Consider the following 23,716-nt stretch of genomic DNA (forward strand, 5'->3'; position numbering starts at 1 on the left):
GACCACTGTACGGGCGAAGCATTTGGAGAACTATTTTTGGCAATGACCGATAATTTATCTTCCAAATGCTTCGCCCCTACTAACAACTGACCACTGACCAATTAATCTTTTTCTGGTAATTTAATACTACTTGTACCGTTGGGATTAGTGACTATCTCCCCTCCTAAAGCTTCAATTTCCCGAATGGCTCGTTTGCGAGTTTTTTGATCAACTTTATTATTTAAAACCATCATCCATGTAGAAATACGGGCTGATTTACTATCTGGTTTTTTACTGAGAAACTCAGCGGTTTTTTGAGAACTAAATGCTGCTTGCTTACTTTCCGCGTCAGTATAAGTGTTAGCCCACTCTGCGGCTTTGAGAAAAGATGTTTGGGCTGCTTGAGCATTACCTAAAAACAATAACTCATCTGTGCCTTTATAACGCCAGATATAATAGGATTTTTTGGGTAATTGTGGAGATAAAGATTTTAATCCTTTGTCCATTAAAGCTATAGATTTTTCTGGCATCCCACCGTATAAAGAGCTACTTACAGAAAGTCCTAGGTAAGCGTCTAGAAAACGAGGGTCACGTCCTAAAATAACTTCAAAATATTCTGGACTGAGACGATACCCTGTTCTATCTCTGGCTTCATCATCGCCAAAGAATTGCAAAAAATCAATATATACCCAATCTGCAATCAGGTTTTTATAACTAAAACTAGGTACATTTTTCAGTAAGTTCAAGCGAAGACTTTCTTTTTTGAGGTCTTTTTCCAGAGTTTCAACAGAAATAGATTGTTGAGTAGTTAATAGTTTTTGCAACTTTGGCATTTGTATTAAGCTAATACTGGTAATACACAAGCAAACGACTAAAGGTGTGGTAATAGCTTCACGAGATAAGAACATACTTCCAGTAATTAAAAATTCATAATTAAAAATTAAAAATGACCATAGTCCCTCAATTCTATTATTGTTGCACCAATTGGCAACATTTTTGAGCTATTGCCCAATCTTCTTGAGTTTCTATGACTAATACTCGCACTGTTGAATCAGATGTGGCAATATCAACATCAATAGGTTGGTGCTGGTTTTTATCAGCATCAATTTTTAGTCCCAAAAATCCCAAGGCTTCACAAGCTGCTTGACGGATTCCTGGGGAGTTTTCACCGACTCCAGCCGTAAAAACTAAAACATCTAAACCTGCTAAACTAGCCAGCATTGACCCAATACCAGCCCGGAGACGATGTACGTATATATCCCAAGCTAGTTGAGCGCGTTGATTACCTTGGTCTTTTGCGGCTATCACCTCCCTTAAATCACTAGATACTCCAGAAATACCTTTTAATCCAGAAGCCTTATTTAACACATTATCTAATTCTTGACTAGAGTAATTATACTGTTGCAGTAAATAAATTAAAATCCCTGGATCAATTGAACCACTGCGGCTACCCATCATTAAACCATCTAGGGGAGTAAATCCCATTGTTGTGTCAATACTGCAACCATTTTTGATGGCGGCTAAAGAACAACCATTACCTAAATGACAGGTAATTATCCGTAGAGATTGTAGATCTTGACCCAGAATTTCTGCTGCTCGATTAGCACAATACTGATGACTGATGCCATGAAAGCCGTAACGACGGATACCTTGTTCAACTAATTGATAGGGGATAGGATAGATGGCTGCGGCATCTGGTAAGGTGCTGTGAAATCCGGTATCAAAAACTGCAATTTGGGGGATATTTCCCAGGCTATTTTCAATGGCTTCAATGCCAGCTAAAGCGGCTGGATTATGGGCTGGGGCTAGATTACATAGGTGAGCGATCGCCTGTTTCACATCTTCATTAATTATCACAGCTTCTTGGTAATCTTCACCACCATGCACTACCCGATGTCCGACCACTGCTATTGCTGATAAATTATCAATTACCTTGGTTGTACCATTGATAAGAGTAGATAGCAGATACGCAAATTGCACCTGTCGGGAATCATCAGCCAGGGTTTCTTGGAGTTTTGCCCCTGTAGCGGTTTTGACTGTAATTTCTGCCTGATTTTGGTCTTGAGTCCAATTTATTTTCCCTTCCCACAGGGGTTGGGGGGCTAAATTAGGAATCGGGGTTGTAATGTCATACAGACAACTCTTTTGGCTGCTAGAACCGGCATTGAGGACGAGTATTTTCATAAATTCCAATTCCCTGTTCCTAATATTTAGCTGTTCAGCTACCGTTAATTAACCGCAGATTTGCCACCTTTAGAAACGGAATTATCACCCCAAGTTAGGGCGACAGAATCATCTTTACAAGTGGTTGTACTAGAACTGCTTTTAGAAGTTCCAGATTGATCATTATTACTGCCATTTTCACTATTCTTGTTTTCTTCCTGTTTCTTCTGTTGTATAACTTGGGTAGCGTAAATTTCTACATCCCGTTGAATAATTTCTTCTATTTGGTTAGAAAAAATGGTAAATGCCTCTTCATGAGTTTTATAAGTTACATAAGAACCACTCAATTGAAAAAATTGCCAACCTTGGGTTTTTAAAGATTCTACTGTGCGGCGATAGTGTCGCCAGCGTTCTCCATAGTGAAAAAATTCTTCCACAGCAGCGCTAATTGCCACAACTTGACTAAGACCAAAAGTTGACCAAACAAGAGTATCTCGGACTTTACCATTATTCAGATTTAGACTCACCAAAGCAGGAAGAACTATACCACCAACAATCGTCATCAGCCTAGCGGTGTAATACCGATTTCGCGCCTGGCCTGCTTGTGCTTCCATCCAGAGAACTTGATCTAACCACCGAGAATTTAAAAACTTTCTTTGTAAATCTGGCAATTTCAATGTATCAAAAATCTCGCCAAAATCCTTCTTTAAAAACTCCCGATAAGGGTCTTTTTTAGCCATGATGCACTCCTCAACTAGAAAGTAAATTAGTAATTGTTTTGGTTAACTCTTCTTTTTCCGCGTCTAAGTCAATTGTTTGCAATTTACCTGATGCAGCTAATTTTGTAGCTAGTTCATCTGTGGTATTTCCATCTACAGCCAAAGCAAGTTTATCTGCGGTTCTGCCACTACCAGCGATCGCCATTACCAACCTACCAGCAGTAACACTATTCAAAGCATCCGCAAAGGTAATTTCCCCGCCGTTAATTAGCACCGTTACTGATGGATATTCTCCAGCTAAAACAGTGGCAACCTCTACTAGCCAAGGAGACTCATCACCCCAATCGTTGCCAGCAACTAACACAAAATGAGTATGATCAGCCTGTAGGGGTGAAGCATGATCAGATGGTGTCGTAGTTTGCTCAGGTAGAACCACTTTGCCGATTGGCACTACACCAATCAACGGAAATTGGGCATTTATTTGATTACGGGCATAACCCATTAATCGCATTACTCCCGCATCTGTACCCCCATCTACCACATAAGCGCCCAAGGTTTCGGCAATTGGGGCTAATACTTCCACAAACAGGCTTTGGATTCGGAGAAAATCAGCATCGCTAATCTGACTTGCACCCCCGACTATGACTAAAATAGGACGGGAATCACCAAGGCTAATTTGTCTCAGTGCAGTGGGCAATTCAGCAAATTCGGATACTTTAATTGCCAGTGCAGTCTGTTTTTGATTAAAAGTAAGCTTAAAAGAATGCTCCATGTATTCGAGTTGACGTAATATAACTTATAGGTTAGTATATTTAATTGTCAACACCAGTACAATATCATTTAATGTACCATGAGTGACACCAAGTATTTTAGTCAATATCAAACTAGGTTTTTTGCTTAAAGGGAATATAATGTGAAAACGCAAGTTATGACCTTCTCAAGTATAATGAAGACAATTACTCTGTTACCTGTCTTCCTGCTATCTATTCCTCAACTAGCTGTAGCACAAATTACACCTGATGCCACATTGGGAAGTGAAAACTCCTCTATCACACCAAGAGTTAATAGTGAAAACGAATCTGTTGATTTAATAACAGGTGGAGCAACAAGGGGAAGTAGTCTATTTCATAGCTTCTTAGAATTTAACGTTAATCATGGGCAGCGAGTATATTTTGATAATCCTGCTAATATAAATAATATTTTTAGTCGAGTGACAGGAAATAACGTTTCTCATATTTTGGGAACGTTGGGAGTCTATGGAACTGCAAATTTATATTTACTCAATCCCAAAGGCATTATTTTTGGTAAAGATGCAAAATTAGATATTGCTGGTTCATTTTTTGCCACTACAGCCAATAGTTTTAAATTTCCAGATGGGAATGAGTTTAGTGCAGCTAATCCTCAAATGCCATTATTGACAATGAGTGTACCTGTTGGGGTGCAGTTTGGTTCACAACCAGGAGATATTAGTAGTCAGGGGAATTTAGAAGTAGGAAAAAATTTAACATTCAGTGCGGAAAATGTGAAGTTAGAGGGGCAATTAAAAGCTCAAACAGCCACATTAGAAGCAAGGCAAGATCTAAACATTGGAGACTATACAGGAATTTCTCTCCAAGGAAAAGCCGGAGGAAATATTAATTACGGAGAAATAGAAATTAATAATACAGATCCGAATATTACCTCTAATGATCCGAGTTTATTATTAAATGCAGTGGGGACAATTACAGGAAGCAAAAATATATCAACTACAATACCTGGATTGTTCGTAGATCTGCAAGCAAAAGACAATATTAATATCAAAGACATTAGTAGCAATGGCGGGGAGATGACTCTGACTGCTGGTGGCAATATCAACACTCAATCCCTAGACTCCTCCTCATATTCACAATCAGGGACAGCAGGAAATGGCGGGGGAATGACTCTGACTGCTGGTGGCAATATCAACACTCTAACCCTAAACTCCTCCTCACGTTCAGATTTTGAGACAGCAGGAAATGGCGGGGGGATGACTCTGACTGCTGGTGGCAATATCAACACTCAAGACCTATTCTCCTACTCAATTTCAGATTCAGGGACAGCAGGAAATGGCGGGGGGATGACTCTGACTGCTGGTGGCAATATCAACACTCAATCCCTACAATCCTTATCACAGTCAGATTCAGGGACAGCAGGAAATGGCGGGGGGATGACTCTGACTGCTGGTGGCAATATCAACACTGAATCCCTAGACTCCTACTCAGAGTCAATTTCAGGGACAGCAGGAAATGGCGGGGGGATGACTCTGACTGCTGGTGGCAATATCAACACTGAATCCCTAGACTCCTACTCATATTCAAAATCAGGGACAGCAGGAAATGGCGGGGGGATGACTCTGACTGCTGGTGGCAATATCAACACTCAAGACCTATACTCCTCCTCATATTCAGTTTCAGGGACAGCAGGAAATGGCGGGGAGATGACTCTGACTGCTGGTGGCGATATCAACACTCAATACCTAATCTCAACACTCAATACCTAATCTCCTACTCAATTTCAAATTCAGGGACAGCAGGAAATGGCGGGGGGATGACTCTGACTGCTGGTGGCAATATCAACACTCAATCCCTAAACTCCTCCTCAAAGTCAGATTCAGGGACAGCAGGAAATGGCGGGGGGATGACTCTGACTGCTGGTGGCAATATCAACACTCGATTCCTAGACTCCTCCTCATATTCAGTTTCAGGGACAGGAGGAAATGGCGGGGGGATGACTCTGACTGCTGGTGGCAATATCAACACTGAATCCCTACAATCCTCCTCATCTTCATTTTCAGGGACAGCAGGAAATGGCGGGGGGATGACTCTGACTGCTGGTGGCGATATCAACACTCAATCCCTAGACTCCTCCTCAGATTCACAATCAGGGACAGCAGCAGGAAATGGCGGGGAGATGACTCTGACTGCTGGTGGCAATATCAACACTCAATCCCTAGACTCCTACTCAGATTCACAATCAGGGACAGCAGGAAATGGCGGGGGGATGACTCTGACTGCTGGTGGCAATATCAACACTCAATCCCTAGACTCCTCCCAATCAGGGACAGCAGGAAATGGCGGGGGGATGACTCTGACTGCTGGTGGCAATATCAACACTCCATCCCTAGACTCCTCCTCAGATTCACAATCAGGGAGAGGAAATGGGGGAGATATCACAATAAAAATATCTAAAGGTAATATCTTAATAGCCTACATCACATCATCTGGCACAGGACAAGGGGGAAATGGGGGAACAATTCAACTCACTGGAGATAAATTAGATCTCAATGGTATTGTGATTAATAGCGATGGAAAAAATGGTAGCAATGGCGGTCTAATTAAATTAGATTCACCCTGGATACAATTAACAAATAGTGATCTTAGTAGTTCCAGTTATGGTAGTGGTAAGTCTGGACGAATAGAATTAAATTCAACAGGGGATATTAACTTAAATAATAGTCGGTTATTTACCACATTAGAACCAGGTAGCACAGGACAAGGTGGTAATATTGAGATTAAAGCACAAAATCTTAATCTGACTAACTATGCTGTGATTAATACTGGAACTTATAGCAGTGGTAATGCAGGTAATATTAAAATTACTGCTGAAAATGTCTCTTTAACAGATAGTAGTAGTTTGCAAAGTTTAACCACAGATCAAGGCAATGGTGGGAATATCTCTTTAGATGTCACCAATGGCAATATCTCTCTGACTCGAAATAGTATTATTAGTACATCAGCCACAAAAACAGCATCAGGGAATAGTGGGAATATAGAATTAAATTCTCGCTTATTATCCTTATCAAAGGGCAGTCAAATTCAAGCCTTAACAGAAGGGAAAGGAACATCAAAAGCCGGAACAATTACTGTTAGAGCTAGGGATAGTATCATCATCAATGGAGTTGCTCCTGATTCTAGTAATCCCGATCTTAATGCTTTACCACCGCAGAATATAGTTAAAAGTGATTATAATAGTGGTCAAATAATTACAGATATTGGGACAAATAATTCTATCACCACAGCACAGCAACTTCAAGTCAGTAATTTTTACTTGAATAATCCGAATCAACCAAATGGCAATGTAGAATATTCTACTAGAGTTCCCTATACCTCTATCAAGGGTAAAGGAGATGATAAAATTCATGTTTATGCTATCAAAGTAAATGCTGATACAAAAGCAGTTTTTGATATTGATCTTACTGGTAATAATTCCTCTGGAACTATAGGTACTCCTGACTACACAACCTTTCCAGCTATCAATACAAAATTAACCCTATTAGATAGCCAGGGGAAAGAATTAGCATCTAATGATGATAGTCCTTCTGGTCTTGGTGCGGGAGGAAGTAATACTACAATGACTTTACAACAAGACCCCTATTTGAGATATACTTTTACTCAAGGGGGAACTTATTATATTCAAGTTAGTAATTTTGATGGTACAGGTGTTCCTAGTAGTTATAAAAAAGCTGATGGTTCTACTTCTAACGTAACATCCTACAATCTGCAAATCTCCCTAGAAACTAATCCCATTGAAGCAAATATTACCAGTCAAGGAAAACCATCAGGCATTTTTGCCTATACAACAGGTGCAGGAAAAGCCGGAGATATTATCTTAAACACTGGTGATTTGAAATTAGAAAATACTGGACAAATATCAGCTTTTACTAAAGGTAGTGGTAATGGTGGTAGCGTCAATATTACAGCGTCGCAAAATATTAACATTACCGGACAAGGAAAATTAGCAGTTGAAAGTTCGGGAACGGGTAATGCTGGTGATATTTCCATCACTTCTCCAATAATTAATTTAAGCGACAAAGCCAAAATAGGAGTTGATAGTACCAGTTCTGGAAATACAAGTTCTGGAAATACAATTTCTGCGGGAAATATTACTATTCAAACTAATTTCCTTAAACTAGATAATGCTGCTATTACTGCTAAAAATGCCAGTGGTAATGGTGGTAATATTAACATCAATACACAGAATTTAATCCTACGTCATAACAGCGAAATTTCTACCACAGCAGGTTCACCAAATAATCCTGGCAATGGTGGACAAATCACAATTAATGCTAAAAATGGTTATGTAGTTGCTGTTCCCACAGAAGACAGTGATATCGTTGCTAATGCTTTTGGTGGGAATGGTGGCAAGATTTATATTAGTGCGATTCGAGTGCTGGGATTAGAAACAAGAGGAAGATTAAATACAGCCCAATTACAAACCATTCGGACTAATAATACAAGTGATCTTGCTGCTAGTTCTGATGTGGGGAAAGATGGAACTGTAGCAATTCAAAGTTTAGGGATTGATCCTAGTCAGGGACTTGTGGCCATACCTGTGAATTTGGTAGATCCATCAGGATTAATTGCTCAAGATTGTAATTCTAATAACAGTAACTCGGATCAGAGTCAAAGTGAATTTATCATTACTGGACGGGGAGGACTGCCACCTAGTCCTGATGATATGCTAACTGCTGGGGCATTACCAGCTAAATGGGTGACAAGAGGAAAAGGTGATCGAGCAATTTTACCGATAGGAATAGTACCTACTACTGCTCCTTTAATAGAAGATCAGGGTATGGTACGGAATGCAAATGGTGATATAGTTTTAATTGCCCAACCTGTAATTTCTACTAATTTTCGCTCTGGGTTATCTAGTCAATTATGTAGGATTACTAAGAATCAACATAAACTATGAATCTTCTTCGTGTCGCATCTACTCGCGTAACTTTAGAAACTGCTACAAAACCTCATCTATTTGTGTTTTGGCGGGTAATACTCCCATTGGTATCAATTATTGTTCCTAGTCTCCATGCACAACCTTTATTAGCCCAAGTACCTCCAGAGGTTAAACCACCTTCGAGAGAATCCCTCCCAGAAGCCCAACCGCTGCCAGTATTACCACCACCTGACCAACTCCTCCCAATTCCATCACCAATACCGAACCAACCCCAACTGACTCCAGAGACACTATCTACAACATTGGTAGTGGAACGGTTTGAGTTTGTTGGGAATACGGTTTTTAGTGCTGAGGAATTGGCGAAAGTAACTGCACCCTATACGAAGAAGCAAATTAGCTTTACTGAACTGCTGCAAGTCCGTTCCCAGATTACGAAATTATATGTTGATAAAGGCTATGTGACATCTGGGGCAATTATTCCTATCCAAACTATTAAGAATGGTGTGGTGGTGGTGCAGTTGGTAGAAGGAACTTTAGAGAAGATTAATGTTACTGGTACAAGCCGTTTAAATCGCAGCTATATTAGCGATCGCCTTTCCCTAGCTGCTGGTAAACCATTTTCACGCGATCGCCTCCTCATCGGATTGCAACGCTTACAACTTGACCCTCTAATTAAAAATATATCTGCCGATTTACAAACCGGTATCCGTCCAGGGACTAATATTTTAGAAGTTAAAGTTACTGAAGCTGATTCTTTCCAAACTCAACTATCTATAGATAATGAACGCAGTCCCAGTGTCGGCAGTTTGCGAAGGCGAATTAATATTAATGAAGCCAACTTATTGGGACTGGGAGACGGTTTCAATTTTGGTTATACCAACACAGATGGAAGTAATGGCATAGATATTAGTTATAGTTTGCCCGTCAATGCCCACAATGGTAAATTAATTTTAAACTACGGTGCGACGGGAAATAATGTGATCGAACGTCCTTTTAACACCTTTAATATTACTTCTCAGTCCCGCTTTTACGAGTTAAAATTTCGGCAGCCACTCGTACAAACGCCTACTCAAGAATTTACTTTGGGACTCACGGCCAGCCAACAAATGAGTCAAACATTTTTGGGAATTGACAATATTGGCCCTTTTCCTCTAGGAGTTGGTGCAGATAATAATGGGAAAACGAAAATTTCTGCATTGCGATTTTTTCAAGAATGGAGTCAACGCAGTAGTAAACAAGTTTTAACAGCCCGTTCTCAATTTAGTTTAGGGTTAAATATTTTAGATGCCACTATTAATAATAATGAACCTGATAGTCGCTTTTTTAGTTGGCGAGGACAAGGACAATGGCTGCGTCAATTAGCACCAGACACCATATTGTTAATACAAACAGATTTACAATTAGCAAATAAGCAGTTGTTGGGACTAGAAAAATTTGGTTTAGGTGGACAAAAAACCCTGCGCGGATATCGTCAGGATAGTTTATTAACAGATAATGGTTTCTTAACATCTACAGAAGTAAGATTACCAGTTTTGCGAGTTCCAAAACTCCAAGGACTTTTACAAATAGCACCTTTTTTCGATTTAGGAACTGGCTGGAATAATGGTGGCTCAGATCCTGATAATAATACTTTACTAGGAGCAGGTTTAGGACTAATATGGCGACAAGGTAGTAAATTTAATGCTCGTTTAGATTGGGGGATTCCCTTAACAGAAAATAATTTCAAAAAACCAACATGGCAAGAAAATGGTTTGTATTTTTCTCTCACATACAGTCCTTGATGGATTTAATTGTTCAATATTCTCTATACACACCCACCAGGGAATTTATTCCCTGTCTCATAGCTCAAGTCCGTTAAAACGGACTAATAAAATTTCTGGGTTATTTAGTCATCAAAAGACAACTTTTACTATAAGAATGGGAATATGGCTTATGCCACGCTGCGCTATCATTCCCAGGCTGACTTCTACCCTTACATATAATCCACATTCACTAACTAAAATGAATTTATCAATCACCCGTTTTCTTGTATCATTGCCTCGCTGGCTTCGCTATGTATTTTTAGCTTTGATCATAGCTATAATTTGTATATTGACATCACCAGTAATTGCGAAAAATAGTCCTGAATCAGTTATTAATTCCCAAGAAAGTCAGGCACAAATCTTATATACAGAGGGACGATTTGCTGAATCAATAACTTTATTAAAAGAATCTTTACAAGATTATCAAAATAATGGAGATCAGCTAGGAAAGGCTGTTATTTTGATTAATATGGCTCTGAATTATCAGCAAACTGGAGAAATCCAAGAAGCTAACAAAACCATTGTCGAAGCTATGAATATTCTGCAAAAAACTCCTGATTATTCACAAAGTTCTGCTATTTGGGCGCAAGCTTGGGATGTTAAAGCTAGTCTACAATTGGCACAGGGAAAACCAGAAGATGCCTTATTATCTTGGCAACAAGCTGAAGCTATTTACCAAAAGTTAGGAGATAGTAACAAAGCTATCCTGATGGGAATTAACCAGGGTCAAGCATTACAGAATTTAGGATTATATAAACGGGCAAATGCTGTTTTTCAAAATTTAGCAACAACCTTGCAAAATCAACCAGATTCACTCACTAAAGCTATTAATATTCGTAATGTAGGCGGCGCTCTTCGGGTGTTAGGTGATTTGGAAAAAGCAAAATCAAACTTTGAAGAAAGTCTCAGAATTGGCCAAAAACTACAATCACAAGAAATTATTGCATCGGCTTATCTTGCTTTAGGTAATGTTGTCAGTGCTGACGCAAATGTAAAAACTGCCCAGGGAAATATTGCAGCAGCAAGAGAAAAAAAAGTTGCAGCAATTAATTTTTATCAAAAAGCAGAAGTTGATAAAACTCCTATACAAATTCAAATTAAAGCCAAAATTAATCGGTTGCGATTATTGATAGAAATAGAAAAATGGCAAGAAGCTGAATTACTTTATCCGCAAATCCAAGGTCTTATTCCTAAATTATCTCTGGGTCGTGCGGGGATATATGCTCAGGTAAACTTTGCTCAAAGTTTGATGAAATTAAATGAAGAAAAACCCGTAAATTTACAAACAATTGCCCAAATCTTAGCTGTCGCTCGTCAACAAGCTGAACAAATTCAAGATGTGCGATCGCAGTCTTTTGTTTTGGGGAATTTAGGACATATATATGAATTAACAAAACAGTGGGATATTGCTCAAGACTTAACCCAAAAAGCCCTAAATTTATCACAGTCAATTCAAGCCCAAGATATCACCTATCGTTGGCAATGGCAAATCGGACGGATTCTTTGTCAAGGTGAAAATGAATGCTATCAACAAGGAGATATTAAAGGAGCTATAACTACATATACCGAAGCATTTAATACCTTGCAAAGTATTCGGGGTGATTTAGTTGCTAGTAGTGCAGATGTGCAGTATTCATTCAAAGAAAGTGTTGAACCTGTATATCGCCGATTAGTAAATTTGTTATTACAATCTCCAGAACCTAGTCAAGACAACCTTAAACAAGCTCGTCAAGTATTAGAAAGTTTGCAAGTAGCGAAAATACAAAACTTTTTGCAACAAGCTTGTCAAGATAGTAAATTACAACAAGATAGTAACTTACAACTTGATGAGGTGATTGACACTAAAGATAAAACAGCCGCAGTCATCTATTCAATTATTTTGAATGATCGCTTAGAAGTTATTGCTAGAGAACCTAATAATCCCAACTTGTATCACTATCCTTCTGTGAAATTATCCCCCCAGGAAATTGAAAGTACCTTAAATCACTTCTATAAATCTCTTCAAGAACCTGGTGCTTATGAAGAAGTCCAAACTGATGGTCAAAGAGTCTATAATTGGCTAATTAAACCAATAGAAGAAAGATTAGAGGAAAGCAAAATTAAAACTTTAATATTTGTTTTGGATGGTTCACTGCGGAGAATTCCCATGGACGCACTTTATGATGGAGAAAAGTATTTGATGGAGAAATATGCTGTTTCCTTAGCTTTAGGTTTACAAGTTCGTGATTCTATGCCTTTACAAAGAAAAAAAATGAAAATATTGGCAGCTAGTTTAATCGATCCTCCTAAGAGCGTTCCTGGTTTCTCTTCCTTACCAGGTGTTGCTGAAGAAGTCAAAGAAATTCAAAAAACAGGAATAACTATGACTTGGATTGCTGACAAAGAATTTACCAATCAAAACTTTAATAAAAAACTCAATACTGCGAAATTTGATGTCGTCCATTTAGCCACTCATGGTTTTTTTGGTGCTGATAGAGAAAATACATTTGTGGTGACAGCAGATGGAAAATTGAAAATTGCCGAATTTGATAGATTGTTCAGAACCCAAAGGAAAAGCGCTAATGAAGGCATTGAACTATTAGTTTTGAGCGCTTGTCAAACAGCTACAGGAGACGATCAAGAAGTCATGGGTATTGCAGGGACAACAGTGCAAGCAGGAGCGAGTAGTGCGATCGCTAGTTTATGGGATTTAGATGATCAGTCAAGCGTACCCTTTATTAAAGAATTTTACCAGCACTTAGGAGAACCCAACATCAGCAGAGCCGAAGCACTGCGTCTAGCACAACAGGCTTTACTAAAAGATCCCAACTATGACCATCCGCGTTTTTGGGCCCCTTACGTATTAGTTGGAAGTTGGCTTTAAATTTTGGATTTTAGTAGAGACGTTCCATGGAACGTCTCTACATCCTTTTTCAAAGATGTCTAATCAGCAAAAACTAAAATCTAAAATTTCATGATTTCTGAGACTTAAGTATCGAAATGCCTCATTTTTAGAGTATAAACATAAAATTAGTAATATTTGTATTTACCACTCAGGGGATTAATGAACGATTTTCAAGGTGCATTTATATCTTATGGTAGAGCCGATAGCAAAGCCTTTGCTACCAAACTTCATAAGCGACTCAGAGAAGAAAAACTAGAAATTTGGTTTGACCAAAATGATATTCCTCTCGGTGTAGATTTCCAGAAGCAAATTGATGATGGCATCGAAACATCAGATAATTTTCTCTTTATTATCGCCCCCCATTCCATTAACTCACCATATTGTGGTAAAGAAATTGACCTAGCACTCAAGCGCAACAAACGGATTATTCCCTTGCTGCACGTAGAGCAAATTACCGAAGAAATTTGGCAGCAACGTAACCCCGGCAAAGATCCCAGCGAGTGGGAGATATATAAATCAAAGGGATTGCATTCTAGTTTCCCTAATATGCACCCGGCTATCGGCAAGATTAACTGGGTATATTTCCGTGAAGGTATAGATGACTTTGAGCAATCCTTTACGGGATTATTAGAACTGTTGACTCGTCATCAAGAATATGTGCATCAACATACCTATTTTTTAGCCAAGGCTCTGGAGTGGGAACGGGAGCAACAACAATCCAGTTGCCTCTTAATTGGCGATGAACGAGTAGAGGCGGAAAAATGGCTAAAAATCAGGTTCAAAGAGGAACAGCCACCTTGTGAACCCACGGATTTACATTGTGCTTTTATTTGTCAAAGTGTTAAAAACGCTAATAATTTGATGACTCAGGTGTTCCTTTCCTATTCGGATAAGGAACGGGAGTTTATGGAGAAAATTGCTAAAACCTTAATGCGGGAAAGCTTCACAGTTTGGACAAATAAAACTGATATTCAAACTGGAACAGATTTTCAAGAAGCCGTTAATCGCGGGATTGAGGAAGCAGATAATCTGGTGTTTCTCATGGCTCCATCCTCTTTAGCATCAGAATATTGTCAACAGGAACTTACCTATGCGTTGTCCCTAAAAAAGCGGATTATTCCCCTATTAATACAACCATTAGACTTAGATCAAATTCCCCAAGAATTGCGTAATATCCAATTCATAGACTTTACCGACAAGGAAGAAGAGGGCAAAGAATCGGCTGATACCGATAATTTAATTAATATTCTCCATCAAGATGCGGCTTATTACCAACAGCACAAACTGATTCTGACAAAGGCTTTAAAGTGGGAACGACAAAAACGTAATCCTAGTATTTTGGTGCGGAATAACGATCTTCGTAATGCAGAAGCTTGGTTAAAGGTAGCAAAACCAAAAACACAGCAACCGTCTTTACCTATACAAGAAGAATTCATTGCGGAAAGTCTCAAGCAACCACCCAATGCGGTTTTAGATGTATTTGTTTCCTACTCTAATGCTGATGCAGACTTTGCCCGTAAACTCAACGATACACTGCAAATTCAAAATAAAACTACCTGGTTTGATCAGGAAAGCATCATCTCTGGGACTGATTTTGAGGAAGAAATGTACAAGGGAATTGAACTTGCTAACAATTTCTTATTCATTATTTCTCCTAATTCGATTAGTTCCAACTATTGCGCGACAGAAGTGGAATATGCAATTAAACTGAATAAGCGTATTGTCACAGTTTTGTATTTACCCGTTGATATTGATAGTCTTCACCCTAGTTTAGCAAAAGTACAATGGATTGATTTTCGCAAACATGGCGGCGATTTTCTCACCAATTTTGGGGAATTAACCAGAACCTTGGATGCAGATCCAGATTATGCCAAAAATCACACTCGTTTATTGCTCAAGTCTAAAGAATGGGAACAGCAGAAACGTGATGATAGTTTCTTGGTACGGGGAAAAGATTTAGCAGCGTCTGAGGAATGGCTAAAAGAGTCTGAAAACAAACAACCAAGTCCCACCAACCTCCAGCTAGAATATCTTACTGCTAGTCGCGCTCTTCCCTATCGCAAAATTAAACTTCGCAGCGTATTATTAACTAGTTTAAGTGTAACAATTTTCATGTTCATAGCGCGGTTGTTGGGGTTCATGCAGCCATTAGAATTAGCGGCTTATGACCAAGTAGCGCGGCTACGTCCTAATGAACCACAAGATGAACGATTTTTGATGGTGGATGTTGATCCTGAAAGCATTGATAGGATGAACGAAAACCCGAAATATCAACAAGGAAGAGGTTCAATTGCTGATGCTGCTGTGGATGATTTACTGAAAATCCTCTCCCCAAATCAACCCAGTATGATTAGTTTAGATTTCATTCGGAATTTTCCAGCAGAAGGCGGTTTGGGTAAACGTCTCCGAGAAACGACAAACTTTATTGCATTGTGTAAAAACAGTTATATCAATGAACGTGGTCAAAATATTCCGGGCTTTAAACATCCCCCAGAAGTGCCATTAGAACGGGTTGGATTTAGTGATTTGGTGGATGATGATTCTCAAGGCGCTCGCTTTGTTCGCAGACATTACATGATGCAAAAATCAGAACCTAAATATTGCAATGTTCAGGAAGCTTTGAGTTTAGTAATTGCGCGTCTTTATCTGGAAGCAAAAGGTCATAAATATATTTCTCCTTTAAATCCAGAAACGAGAGAATATGATCAAGACATGGCCTTTGGAAAAACCGCGATTCCCCTACTAACGGGCAATGGTGGTGGCTATTCAGGGTTTAATAACAACCAGCTTCAAGGTTATCAAACCATGCTGAAATATCGCGTTTATCAGGGTGATGCTGATAAGTTTGCCCCCAGAGTCAATATTTTAGATGTTCTGAACAACAAAGTACCAGCGGAAAAGATTAAAAATCGGATTATTTTAGTTGGCTTCACAGACAGACAATTCCGACAAGCAGATTATTGGAATACGCCCTATGGGGATGTGCCAGGGGTGACATTGCATGGACAAATGATTAGCCAGATTCTCAGCGCTGTCTTGGATAATCGTCCCTTGATTTGGTGGTGGCCTTTTGATTATGAAATCCCTTGGATTTTTGGCTGGTCTTTGGTCGGTGGTATCGTTTGTTGGCGACTTAATCGCACCTCTTATCTAGTTATGGGTATGGTTGGCTCTGTTGCTGTCCTTTACACCGCTTGCGCTGTGATTATGGTATCCCAAAGCGGTTGGGTTCCTTTAGTTCCCCCGGCTTTATCCTTGATTGCTACAGGAAGTGGAGTTTTTTATCTAACTTACAGATTACGTTATTTGTAACCTTTCATCTCGTTCCTAGTCTCTGACTAGGAATGCTATCATTGAGGCTCTGCCTCAAGTACAAAGGAAGCCAGAGTCTTCCTACATTCATTCCCATGCAGAGCATAGGAACGAGATGATGATTTTATTTTTTGGGTGGAGTAAAACCAAACTTTGTAAATATCCAGTGATACCATTCTTGATGATTGGTAACAAAAGTTAAAGCTGATTCCAAATCTATATCTAAATCTTTGTTATGAATACTGATAATTAGATCATAAATCAAATCAAAGAGAATTCTATCTTCTTTATTGAAGAGAACAAAATTCCCATTAGCACTATTTTTAAGTTGTTGTATTCTTTCTTTACCGACTTTAGCAGTAATGCCTGGTTGACGTTCATCTCTGATTAAATAAAATTGGCTTTGAGAATTATTAATAACTAATTCATTAAAATTACTAATCCGACTCGTAAAGGGAGTACCACTAATTTCTAAAAAAGCAATAACATGATATTGATTACCCTTTTCTATGACAATATGTTCTGGTAATACCTTTTTCCCTAAACGATATTGTGTTAATTTAAACGACTGGATATGAGTTAAAGCTTCAGCAATATTCCTCAACTTACCAACATCATCACCATCACTAATAATAGATGGATTATGATATTTTTGTTCTAACTCAATTCTATGTTCATTGAGATATTCAATTACAGGATTTACGGGAATTGTAGTTTCACCAGATAAATAAGTTGCTAATCTATTCTGTAAGTTGCTTAAATCAACAGCATTAGGTGATTGTATAGCTTGAATTAGCTGACTTAAAACTTCCATTGATGTTTGTTGCTGTTGCTGTAAAAATTTTAATTGCTGTTCTATTTTTTCATTACTATCTAACTCCCGAATTGGTTTTCTTTCCTCTGGAAAAGGAATTCCATTAACTCTATAGTCATAGTATTTAGCCGCACGATTTAAAGCCGCACGAATAGGTTTCTTTCCTAAGATATCATCTAAATCTTCAGGTAAAAATAACTGTTCTAAGGTAATATCTACAGTTTGTATTTTCACTTTGAGAATAGATTTAACTTCCGCTTCTGTCGGTTGACGTAAAGAAACCTGATATTGAGATACTCTCCCAATAATAGATTGATCAAATGTTGTTTGAAATTTTTCCCACCTATCAGGAAATAAATTCAAAATAATTAAACTATTGGGAATATGAGTGAAAATTTCTTTGATAGCTTCCCCAAAATTTAACAAGATTTCTTGATTGTGAGGAAGTCCTAAACCTTCTAATTGATCAAAAATAATAATTAAAGGTTCATCTAAAACAGATAATTTACCTAAAACTGAAATAGCTTCTAAAGAAAAAGCTTCTTTACTAATTTCTTCTCCCCAATTTGGTAAACCAACGGTTTCAGCTTCTTCGTCAGTTAAAACATTTCCTGCTAACCAACGAGTGGTAATATTTCTATATTTATAATCTGTATAACTGCAATATTTAACCATGCCTTTAATGATAGATAAAGCAAAACTACCCGGAGCATAATTACTCATCCACCATTCATTAATCGTCTTTTCTATATATTGCCAATATTCTCGTTTTCGTTGTGTATTTTCTTTACTTAAAGCACTAATACTATTATCTTCTAAATCATATAAGGCTTTTAAAATATCTATATCTTTTTGTGTAACATCTCTATCATTAAGACTAACTATTTTCCGAAAAGTGTTAATAATTAAAGAGTATAATTGAGGTAAATTACCTGCTTTTTCCACTAGAGATTCTAAAATTCTACTATAAATATGATAAAGTACAGATTGAGCATTATTAGGTTGACGAATAAACAGTAATCTATTACTTGATAATCTCTCATTAGCAAGTCGCATCATTAAATGAGTTTTACCAGTACCTGGTTCTCCAATAACAACTACACCTTTACTCTGATGATTAGGATCTAATTTAATATTATTTAAAGCAGTTTGTAAAATCTGAAATTCTCGATGATAAGTATCAGCATAATCTGGATGATGCTGAAAAGGAGTATCAACTCGACTGCTAGTAAAGGGATTAGGTTGTTTTTTGAGATTTTCTAACATTATCTTTCTATAAAGATGATAAGTAAATGTGGCATCATAACTAGCGGTATGTGCCATATTCGGCAGAAAATATTGATTATTAGCTCGCAGATTCAAATATTTACTCAGATACTCTAAAGAATAACTTTCTAAATTTGGAAAACAGTCTTTTGCCAAAATCCAAGTACAATCAAATTGTAAATTTTGCCAAGGTAAATCAACTTGTCGAAAACTATGCTTGAGGATATCAATATCATGTTCTGCATAGTGACAAATAATTTTTTTATTTTCAACAATAGTCAGAAATTCTGTTAATAAGGTTTTGAGACTTTTGAGATTTAAAACATTCTGAAACCCATGAGAATTACCATCACAGAAACCTTCATAAATTACCACACCTTGACTATCAACAATAGCTAATTCAGTTAAATTTGGTTTACCCTCAGTATCTAAAATAACAAAGTCCATATGAGTTTACTTTTAAGTATAACACCTGTGATAGTTCCATTGTAAACTATAAAAGACTTATTTCACCAGATATCTACCTATGAAACGTCAACAATTATCACTTTTTTCTCGAACTGTTTTAGTCTGCACCTTGACAACGATTTTCTCTAGTAGTCTGCTATCTTTGGTGTCTCCTGTACAGGCTTCAATTTTTGACGGTCTCTTTAATAACAAAGCTGAAGGAAACGCTTCTGGACGGTCTAGAGGTGGAGCAACTCGTTCTCAATGTTCGCAAATCAGCGACAAAAGCCTCATGGCCTTAGTTCCTCAAAGTAATGAAGGATTAACTACTAAGGATTATCCTGAATTCTGGTTTTATATCCCATTTGATAGAACTTCTCAATCTCCCCAAGGACAATTTAGATTATTAAATGAAAAAAGAAAATCTGTTTTGCAAAAACCACTTTTATTCCCTTTACCTGATAAAAAAGGGATTGTCCATTTTAGTCTTCCTACTACCGAAAAACCACTATTAGCAGGAGAACGATATCGTTGGTTTTTCAAAATTGCTTGTGTGAATGATCAAGGTTCACAAACTAATATTACTATTGATGGTTGGATTAAAAGAGTCGAACCAAGTGCTAAACTTGTAGAGCAACTAAAGAAAACCAGTTCTCAAGAACAATATGTTCTCTATGCGGAAAATAATATCTGGTATGAAACTTTGAGTAAGTTGGCAGAAAATCGGACTACTTATCAGCAGGAGTGGAGTGAAATCTTATCGCTGTTTAGTCTGACAGAATTTAAAGAATCTTCTATTTCTGAACTCAAGCCGCAAAAGTAATTTAAACAAGAGGTGATAATTGATAATTGTCAACTTCCAATTATCACCAAATGTTGGTAATTTTTAATGTTTCCGTCCCCTTGCGGGGATTAGTTATAGCTGCTGCTTGTCTAAGAGGATGTTTGAAAAGTGGTATTCCGTAATTTTCATCACATTGCTACCCCCCTTAGTCCCCCCTTGTAAAGGGGGGAAACAATAGGAGGGTTAGGGTGGGGTAAAAAATATTTGATACATCAACCATAACTTTTCAAACACCCTCTAAGTAAATCAGCCATTACCTACGTTTACCAGTACGACGTGGTGTAGGAGAACTAGAACCGGGCTTTTTATCCCCTGCGGCTGTGCGTGAAGAAGGTTGTCTAGGTGATTTTGAAGAAGCAGATTTAGGAGCAGAACGACGAGTCCGCTGATTTCCACCACCACCAGAAGGAGCTTTGCGTCCATTGGGAATTGGTTCAGCTTTAATTTCTGGGTTGACTCCAAAACCATCTACCACTTCTTTCGGTAAACGCTGCTCAATTAGTTTTTCAATATCCGCTAATAAGTGATGTTCATCAACACATACAAGAGATATCGCTTGACCTTCCGCACCAGCGCGTCCAGTCCGACCAATGCGATGCACATAATCCTCTGGGACATTGGGTAAATCGTAATTAATAACGTGAGGTAGTTCGCTAATATCAAGACCACGCGCAGCAATATCCGTTGCTACCAATACCTGCAAGGTCCCATCTTTGAACTTAGCTAAAGCGTGAGTTCGCGCTCCCTGACTCTTATTACCGTGAATAGCCATCGCTTGAATGCGGTCTTCACCCAACTGCTTCACCAACCGGTCAGCGCCATGCTTGGTGCGGCTAAACACTAATACTTGATACCATTTGTTTTCCCGAATCAGATGAGAAAGTAATTGCCGCTTGCGATCGCGGTCAACATGATAAACTTTCTGTGATATCGTTGCCGCAGTTACGTTCCGGCGTGCAACTTCAATCATTGTCGGGTTATGTACTAACCCAGCCGCGAGAGTTTTCACCTTATCTGAGAATGTCGCAAAAAACAGCAAATTCTGGCGTTGTTTGGGCAAAAGCGAAAGAATGCGGCGAATATCATTAATAAAGCCCATGTCCAGCATTCGGTCTGCTTCATCCAGTACCAACACTTCCACACGGGACAAGTTCAGAGTCCCTTGTTGAACATGATCTAACAATCGTCCTGGGGTGGAAACCAAGATATCTATGCGGGTTCGCAATTTCTGTTTTTGGGGACCAATACTGACTCCCCCAAACATCACCATTGAATTCAGATTTAAGTATTTACCATAATCACGAACACTTTCTTGCACCTGTGCAGCGAGTTCACGGGTAGGTGTCAGAATTAACGCCCGAATTGGGGAAAATCCAGTAGAATGATTGGGAACGTTCTTATTTGCAGATAACCGATGCAACAGCGGCAAAGTGAAGCTGGCAGTTTTACCAGTACCCGTTTGCGCTCCAGCCATAATATCACCACCAGCTAATACCACAGGGATAGCCTGTTTCTGGATTGGTGTAGGTTGACTATATCCCCGCTCAGTGACAGCACGGACAATTTCAGGGGACAAGCCGAGATTAGAAAAAGACATAGAACTCCAAAAATAACATCGGCCTGTCGCCAATCACGGCTTCAGTCTTAGGCGGACGAATGGTTTAAAATGCTAAATGGGCGGTAAGCACCAAGACTAGGAGCAAATGCCACAGTCAACTATCATAGCAGATTTATTGTTAAATCGGAAACTATGTCTAGTATGAAGTTAATTTCCAGAAGAAATTAAATATCCGCTTTCTAAAACCTTTGTAGAGACGTTCCATGGAACGTCTCTACTTTTTTACCAGATGTGCCATTCTCAATAATTAGAGAATCACTATTGTTGGCTGGCTTTTTCCCTTAACCAAACTTCTAAATCACCAACTTTTGAAAAATCTAATAATACATCTCCTAATGATTCCAATTCATCAGTAGATAATCCTTGAATTTGCCCTATTAAAGATAATTCAAGTTCCCCAAATCGGCGCTTTAATAACCGGAGAATTATCTGTTGTTCTCCTTGTTGCTGTCCTTCTTGTTTTCCTTGTTGTTTTCCTAGTTGCTGTCCTTCTTGTCTAGCTTTTTCTCTGTCTTCTTGATAAAGCGGTGCTAATCTCATCACTAACTCCCTATCATCTGTTTCTATTTGTTGATTAATGTTCAAGTTTTTTTGGAGGTTGTATAGCAATTCTAGCGTCACTTTCCGAAATGGATGATTTGCCGGTAATGCTGCTAATTCATCAATTGCCTGTTTTTGAACAGTCCCCCGTCCCAATACTCTCAACCACAATGTTTCTTGAGTACATGGTAACTGATGCAAGGCCACGATGACTGTCCGTAAATACTCAGGTAAAAAATATACTCCTGCAACCCAATCTGGTTTTTGAGTTGCACCAAATCCTGAGAGGATAGTGGAAGATGCAGTAGGAGTGAGAATCCATAATTGCGGGACTTCTATATTTTGAATAGAAGTTTTATTGCGGTTTGCTTCTCGTTGTAATGCACTCCGCACTTCCAGTAATTTTAACAGACAATCACATATTTCTTCTTTGGCTGCTGGATTGCGAAAAGGTTCAAAGATTGCAGGTTTAGTTGCCATCTTTCCCAATAACCCTAATGTTTCTAAACTAGCATTTTGTGGAGAAAAAGGCGAAAATAATACATCTATTTCTCGAACTTCTGCCGCAACGCGACTAGGTGCTTGAATTTCTCCATAGGGTTTGAGTAATTCTTCTAAATAGTCCTTTGAAAATTGGTCATGAATAAATCGCGTCATTGAAAATCATGTGAGACAATGTGCTAATTACTCAGATTTTATCTGTTTTTCAGTAGCTTTAGAAAAAGGTTTGCAGAAAATAACTTTAGAAACAACTCTTAATAATAACTATAGTGAGATAATTAAAGATTGATATAGAGACTTTGTAAACTATGGCTGAACTACCCAAAACCTTAGAAGATGCGATCGCTCAATCAACCGAAGCGGTAAAATCAGCTTTAGCTGATGGTATGACTCGGATTCAAGTTGAGTTATTATTTCCAGAACTCAAATTCATGACAGTTGCAGAACAGTTTCTTCCCCTGTTCACTGAATATGAATCCCGTCTCAAAGTCTTCTTTGCTGATGCTGGTGCGGCTGCATTAGCCCGTCGTGATTGGACAGATGCCCAATTCAAAATTTCCGATATCGGTACAGGTAGGGCTGCATCTTTAGAAGCGAAAATTCAGCCAGAAGATGAAATTTTCCTATTTATTGCTCCCACCTCCGTAGAAGTCCCACAATTAGAAAAGTTGTGTGAACTGATTGGGGAACGTCCCGTCATCATGTTAACACCCAGGCTAGAAGATTCCAGCGTAGTTGGTATTGGTTACACAGCCAGAGAAACCCGTCGTCGCTTCATTAGTACCATCGAATCTTGTTACTATATCCGTCCTGTAGATGATGAATCTGCCCTTTTCCGCTGCTACCCTGGACTATGGGAAGTATGGCTAGAAACAGAGGGTGAATATCAAAAAGTTGCCGAACTCCCTAAAAAACCCTCCGGTGATGAATTAGACGCGATTCTGATGGGGGGACAAACGGAAAACACTACGGACGCTACACCTACGAGAAAACCCAGTGTGTTTAAGAGTTTGCAACGGTTTATCAAGGCTTTGAGCAGTTAGGATTACGAAGTAATGGGGAAATCGGTTAATCACCCAATTACCCATTACCGATTACAATTACCAATTACCCATTCTCTGATTATTTATTTTAAA

The 23,716-nt window shown here is 38.6% G+C and carries 14 protein-coding genes; 7 read left to right on the forward strand and 7 right to left on the reverse strand.

The window, feature by feature from the left end; translation table 11 throughout:
- Nucleotides 1-101 precede the first annotated feature (101 nt).
- The 4 genes from AN490_RS18680 to AN490_RS18695 form a co-directional block, all read right to left on the reverse strand.
- On the reverse strand, nt 102-887 hold the full coding sequence (locus AN490_RS18680; protein WP_300006424.1) for a hypothetical protein: 786 nt from the start codon (nt 885-887) through the stop codon (nt 102-104).
- A 61-nt stretch (nt 888-948) separates the two neighbouring features.
- Nucleotides 949-2,163: an acetate kinase gene (locus tag AN490_RS18685; RefSeq protein ID WP_300006425.1), complete on the reverse strand. Its 1,215-nt coding sequence runs from the start codon at nt 2,161-2,163 to the stop codon at nt 949-951.
- A 44-nt stretch (nt 2,164-2,207) separates the two neighbouring features.
- Complete coding sequence (locus AN490_RS18690; RefSeq protein ID WP_300006426.1) at nt 2,208-2,882, reverse strand: DUF4231 domain-containing protein; 675 nt, start codon at nt 2,880-2,882, stop codon at nt 2,208-2,210.
- A 10-nt stretch (nt 2,883-2,892) separates the two neighbouring features.
- The gene (locus AN490_RS18695; RefSeq protein ID WP_300006427.1) at nt 2,893-3,633 is read right to left on the reverse strand and encodes a hypothetical protein; all 741 of its coding nucleotides are present in this window, start codon (nt 3,631-3,633) and stop codon (nt 2,893-2,895) included.
- A 141-nt stretch (nt 3,634-3,774) separates the two neighbouring features.
- Between AN490_RS18695 and AN490_RS18700 the strand changes: the two genes are divergently transcribed.
- The 5 genes from AN490_RS18700 to AN490_RS18720 all read left to right on the forward strand — a co-directional run bounded on the left by AN490_RS18700 (nt 3,775) and on the right by AN490_RS18720 (nt 16,550).
- On the forward strand, nt 3,775-5,379 hold the full coding sequence (locus tag AN490_RS18700) for a filamentous hemagglutinin N-terminal domain-containing protein (protein WP_300006428.1): 1,605 nt from the start codon (nt 3,775-3,777) through the stop codon (nt 5,377-5,379).
- Nucleotides 5,380-5,426: 47 nt separating this feature from the next.
- Nucleotides 5,427-8,570, forward strand: coding sequence for an S-layer family protein (locus AN490_RS18705; RefSeq protein ID WP_300006429.1), 3,144 nt, complete (start codon nt 5,427-5,429; stop codon nt 8,568-8,570).
- On the forward strand, nt 8,567-10,333 hold the full coding sequence (locus AN490_RS18710; RefSeq protein WP_300006430.1) for a ShlB/FhaC/HecB family hemolysin secretion/activation protein: 1,767 nt from the start codon (nt 8,567-8,569) through the stop codon (nt 10,331-10,333). Before AN490_RS18705 ends, AN490_RS18710 begins: the two co-directional genes overlap by 4 nt.
- 220 nt (nt 10,334-10,553) lie before the next feature.
- On the forward strand, nt 10,554-13,217 hold the full coding sequence (locus AN490_RS18715) for a CHAT domain-containing protein (RefSeq protein WP_300006431.1): 2,664 nt from the start codon (nt 10,554-10,556) through the stop codon (nt 13,215-13,217).
- A gap of 180 nt (nt 13,218-13,397) precedes the next feature.
- Nucleotides 13,398-16,550 carry a TIR domain-containing protein gene (locus AN490_RS18720; protein WP_300006432.1) on the forward strand — a complete coding sequence of 1,051 codons (3,153 nt, stop codon included), beginning with the start codon at nt 13,398-13,400 and terminating at the stop codon, nt 16,548-16,550.
- Between the two features lie 124 nt (nt 16,551-16,674).
- Here AN490_RS18720 and AN490_RS18725 read toward each other — a convergent pair whose 3' ends face one another.
- Nucleotides 16,675-19,077, reverse strand: coding sequence for an exonuclease domain-containing protein (locus AN490_RS18725; RefSeq protein WP_300006433.1), 2,403 nt, complete (start codon nt 19,075-19,077; stop codon nt 16,675-16,677).
- A gap of 79 nt (nt 19,078-19,156) precedes the next feature.
- Between AN490_RS18725 and AN490_RS18730 the strand changes: the two genes are divergently transcribed.
- A complete protein-coding gene (locus AN490_RS18730; protein WP_300006434.1) occupies nt 19,157-19,900 on the forward strand; it encodes a DUF928 domain-containing protein in 744 nt (247 codons plus the stop codon).
- A gap of 274 nt (nt 19,901-20,174) precedes the next feature.
- Here the strand turns inward: AN490_RS18730 and AN490_RS18735 are convergent, their stop codons facing one another.
- Nucleotides 20,175-21,518: a DEAD/DEAH box helicase gene (locus AN490_RS18735; protein ID WP_300006435.1), complete on the reverse strand. Its 1,344-nt coding sequence runs from the start codon at nt 21,516-21,518 to the stop codon at nt 20,175-20,177.
- A 279-nt stretch (nt 21,519-21,797) separates the two neighbouring features.
- Entirely contained in the window at nt 21,798-22,736 is a 939-nt protein-coding gene (locus tag AN490_RS18740) for a DUF4351 domain-containing protein (protein ID WP_300006436.1), read from the reverse strand.
- A gap of 152 nt (nt 22,737-22,888) precedes the next feature.
- Between AN490_RS18740 and AN490_RS18745 the strand changes: the two genes are divergently transcribed.
- Entirely contained in the window at nt 22,889-23,623 is a 735-nt protein-coding gene (locus AN490_RS18745; RefSeq protein WP_300006437.1) for a DUF1995 family protein, read from the forward strand.
- Nucleotides 23,624-23,716 lie beyond the last annotated feature (93 nt).

This window comes from Anabaena sp. AL09 (genome assembly GCF_001672255.1).
Lineage (GTDB): Bacteria > Cyanobacteriota > Cyanobacteriia > Cyanobacteriales > Nostocaceae > Dolichospermum > Dolichospermum lemmermannii.

What these genes read in the sequence shown, in the direction of transcription:
- AN490_RS18695 (WP_300006427.1), bottom strand. Translation starts at nt 3,633, where the DNA reads ATGGAGCATTCTTTTAAGCTTACTTTTAATCAAAAACAGACTGCACTG.
- AN490_RS18705 (WP_300006429.1), top strand. Translation starts at nt 5,427, where the DNA reads ATGACTCTGACTGCTGGTGGCAATATCAACACTCAATCCCTAAACTCC.
- AN490_RS18735 (WP_300006435.1), bottom strand. Translation starts at nt 21,518, where the DNA reads ATGTCTTTTTCTAATCTCGGCTTGTCCCCTGAAATTGTCCGTGCTGTC.
- AN490_RS18730 (WP_300006434.1), top strand. Translation starts at nt 19,157, where the DNA reads ATGAAACGTCAACAATTATCACTTTTTTCTCGAACTGTTTTAGTCTGC.
- AN490_RS18680 (WP_300006424.1), bottom strand. Translation starts at nt 887, where the DNA reads ATGTTCTTATCTCGTGAAGCTATTACCACACCTTTAGTCGTTTGCTTG.
- AN490_RS18740 (WP_300006436.1), bottom strand. Translation starts at nt 22,736, where the DNA reads ATGACGCGATTTATTCATGACCAATTTTCAAAGGACTATTTAGAAGAA.
- AN490_RS18745 (WP_300006437.1), top strand. Translation starts at nt 22,889, where the DNA reads ATGGCTGAACTACCCAAAACCTTAGAAGATGCGATCGCTCAATCAACC.
- AN490_RS18690 (WP_300006426.1), bottom strand. Translation starts at nt 2,882, where the DNA reads ATGGCTAAAAAAGACCCTTATCGGGAGTTTTTAAAGAAGGATTTTGGC.
- AN490_RS18685 (WP_300006425.1), bottom strand. Translation starts at nt 2,163, where the DNA reads ATGAAAATACTCGTCCTCAATGCCGGTTCTAGCAGCCAAAAGAGTTGT.
- AN490_RS18720 (WP_300006432.1), top strand. Translation starts at nt 13,398, where the DNA reads ATGAACGATTTTCAAGGTGCATTTATATCTTATGGTAGAGCCGATAGC.
- AN490_RS18710 (WP_300006430.1), top strand. Translation starts at nt 8,567, where the DNA reads ATGAATCTTCTTCGTGTCGCATCTACTCGCGTAACTTTAGAAACTGCT.
- AN490_RS18725 (WP_300006433.1), bottom strand. Translation starts at nt 19,077, where the DNA reads ATGGACTTTGTTATTTTAGATACTGAGGGTAAACCAAATTTAACTGAA.
- AN490_RS18715 (WP_300006431.1), top strand. Translation starts at nt 10,554, where the DNA reads ATGAATTTATCAATCACCCGTTTTCTTGTATCATTGCCTCGCTGGCTT.